Source organism: Methylobacterium sp. CCH5-D2 (assembly GCF_001556475.1).
Taxonomy (GTDB): Bacteria; Pseudomonadota; Alphaproteobacteria; order Rhizobiales; family Beijerinckiaceae; genus Methylobacterium; species Methylobacterium hispanicum.
On sequence record NZ_LSIX01001009.1, the window covers coordinates 1 to 2360 of the forward strand.

At 70.9% G+C, this 2360-nt stretch carries 3 protein-coding genes; 1 reads left to right on the plus strand and 2 read right to left on the minus strand.

The features are described from left to right. Positions 1-758: 758 nt before the first annotated feature. Positions 759-1190 carry a hypothetical protein gene (locus tag AX737_RS27465; protein ID WP_066927013.1) on the minus strand — a complete coding sequence of 144 codons (432 nt, stop codon included), beginning with the start codon at positions 1188-1190 and terminating at the stop codon, positions 759-761. Positions 1191-1323: 133 nt separating this feature from the next. After that, positions 1324-1608 (minus strand): hypothetical protein, encoded by a 285-nt coding sequence (locus AX737_RS27470; RefSeq protein WP_066927014.1) that lies wholly within the window; start codon positions 1606-1608, stop codon positions 1324-1326. A gap of 151 nt (positions 1609-1759) precedes the next feature. On the opposite strand from AX737_RS27470, the gene AX737_RS27475 reads away from it, so the two are divergent. Continuing rightward, positions 1760-2101 carry a hypothetical protein gene (locus AX737_RS27475; RefSeq protein ID WP_156453996.1) on the plus strand — a complete coding sequence of 114 codons (342 nt, stop codon included), beginning with the start codon at positions 1760-1762 and terminating at the stop codon, positions 2099-2101. Positions 2102-2360 lie beyond the last annotated feature (259 nt).

Below are 2360 nucleotides of genomic sequence, written 5' to 3' on the forward strand. Positions count from 1 at the left end.
TCGGCGGCCTGGGCGCCGGCGACGGCGGCGAGCGCCGCGGCCGAGCCGAGCAGGGAGCTCTTCAAGAGCTTCATCGATATCTCCAAAAGCTTCGAGACCCGAGAGGAGCCCGATGAGCCGCCGCTTTCGCTGCCGCGCCCGGGCCTTTTGTCTTGACCGGCCTGCATCTGTGGCAGGCTCGTGCGGGCTCGCTGTCGCGAAACCCTTATGGCGATTCCACTCTGGGCGAACGGACTGTCCCGGGCAACGTGGATTCCCCGACTCGCAGGTAGTTCCCAAGCCATGTTGCGACTCAGCAACAACGGCGGAAGGCATCTGTCGGAGGATAGTCCTTTCCTGCCAAGACAGGCTTTTTTGCCTCGACCTTCGGCCTCGAGGTCCTTACTTGGCTCTGGAGCGGAACTGCGTAGCAGGCCCCTCTCGGGGCGGACTGGTACAGGTCAGGGACGGTGCGCATCGCGCCACGAAGCTTGCGGGCGGCCAGAGCCGCTCGACCCAGCCACCGGCCACGCACTCTTGAAAGTGCCGCGCGCCGCCGGTGCCGGATGCCTTGGGGCGACGCGATGAACCGGCTGCCGAGGCCCGGCCTCTGGCGGTCCGTCCCAGATGCTCACGTCGTGGGGTTCGGCCCGCCCGGTGCGCGGGCAGAGGCTCTCGCAGGCGACCGGGCCGCTACCGCGCGGTCGCACGGCAGGCGCCGGTCGCCCCGACCCCGCTCCGCCGAACCGCGACGATCCGGGTCGTTCCGGCCGATGGGCTCAGAAGCCGAGGCCGATCTCGGCCTTGCTCTCGCTGGCCTCGGCCACGCTCAGGGCCTCGATCAACGCGCCCATGGCCGCGCGGGCGACCTGCCGCTGCGCGTCCGCGTGCGCCCAGCCGGCCCGGCCGATGCAGGCGACGAGCAGGTCCGAGGCGGCGCGGGCGCCCTCCAGCGCGCGCTCGATCGCCGGGGTCGGATCGACCCATTCCCGGAGGCAGGCGCTCATCGCCGCGCTGGTCTCCTGCAGCCAGTGGGTCGTCCCGGGTCCGGCCTGCTCGATGGCCTGGAGCCAGGGTTCGAGCAGGAAGGCGATCCAGGGATGGATGGCGGGAAGCGGCCAGTCCGTCGCGCCGCCGCCGGGTGCGGCGTCCGACATCTCCCAGCTCTGCGCGAGCGTCACCGGTTCCGGCCGCAGCTTGACCGTCCTCATCGGTCATCCTCCCGTGTTGGCTTTTGTCGGCTGGGAAGAGGATGTGCCAGACCAAGCCCGGCGGTGCGTTCACAATTATTTATGGCGGGTGACGAAGTGGCGCCGATGTCGCCGGTTGATCTGTCTTTTTGCGCTATGCCGCGAGCTGCGCCGGGCCCAGGAATTGCACCCAGAGCCGTGCGCCGTCCGCGCCCTGCTTGCGGACGGTGACGCGGGCCAGCCGCTCGTCGCCGCTCGCCTCGTCCGAGAGCACGAAGAGGTCCGGGATGCCGGAGGCGCTCGGCAGGGACAGCCGCGCGCCCGCGCGGCCCTCCGGTCGCAGGCGGCAGGACAGGATCGCGTCCCCGGTGAGGATCTTCGCGGGTCCCTCCGCGTCGGAGGACGGGCCGCGGCCGAGGTCCGATCGGGTCGGCTGCATGGCAGGCTCCTCTTCGGTTCGAATCGGGGGCACCCTCGGCGCGAGCGGTTAACAGGAGGTTGAGCCGCCCCCCCCGCGGACTGCCGCTATCGCGCGGGCGCCCCGCCGGATAGGGTTGCGCTCCAAACGAGATGCCGGGGAGTTGCGGGCGTTGAGACGGATCGTTCTGGCCGGCGTGCTGATGCTGGCATCCACCGCGGCGGACGCGGCCTGCCGCTGCGCCTGCGTCGGCGGGCGGGCGGTGGCCGCCTGCTCCTCGCCCAGCGAGATCGAGCCGATCTGTTCGCAGATCTGCCCCGAGGGCCTGACTCCCGGCGCGCTGGTCGAGCCGCTCGTGCCCGCCGGCGCCATCCGGCAGCCCGGCCCGGCGCTGTCGGACGAGGAACTCGGTCGGCGCGGCGCGGAGGCGAGCTCGCCGCTCGGCGGAAGCAACTTCGATCCCAAGCAGGGGCTCGCCCTGCCCTCCGTGGGCGGCACCGAACCGCAGCAATAGGCGCGGCGCGCGGAACGGGCGGTCGTCTGGCGTATTAACGAACCGTCAAGGTTTTGCCCGAAGGAGCCCGCGATGCCCGAAGAGCTCTTGGTGTTCGGCCTGTCGGCCCTGACCTTCGCGGCCTACGCCTTCTACCGGACCGCGCGCCCCTGAACGCATCCCGGTTGACCGGCGCGGCGGGATGGCCTACAGCCCCGTCTCACTGATCCCCGATAGCTCAGTTGGTAGAGCAGGCGACTGTTAATCGCCTTGTCGCAGG

Bases quoted from the DNA above. Each gene is read 5' to 3' on its own strand.
- AX737_RS27465 (WP_066927013.1), bottom strand. From the start codon at position 1,190: ATGAGGACGGTCAAGCTGCGGCCGGAACCGGTGACGCTCGCGCAGAGC.
- AX737_RS27470 (WP_066927014.1), bottom strand. From the start codon at position 1,608: ATGCAGCCGACCCGATCGGACCTCGGCCGCGGCCCGTCCTCCGACGCG.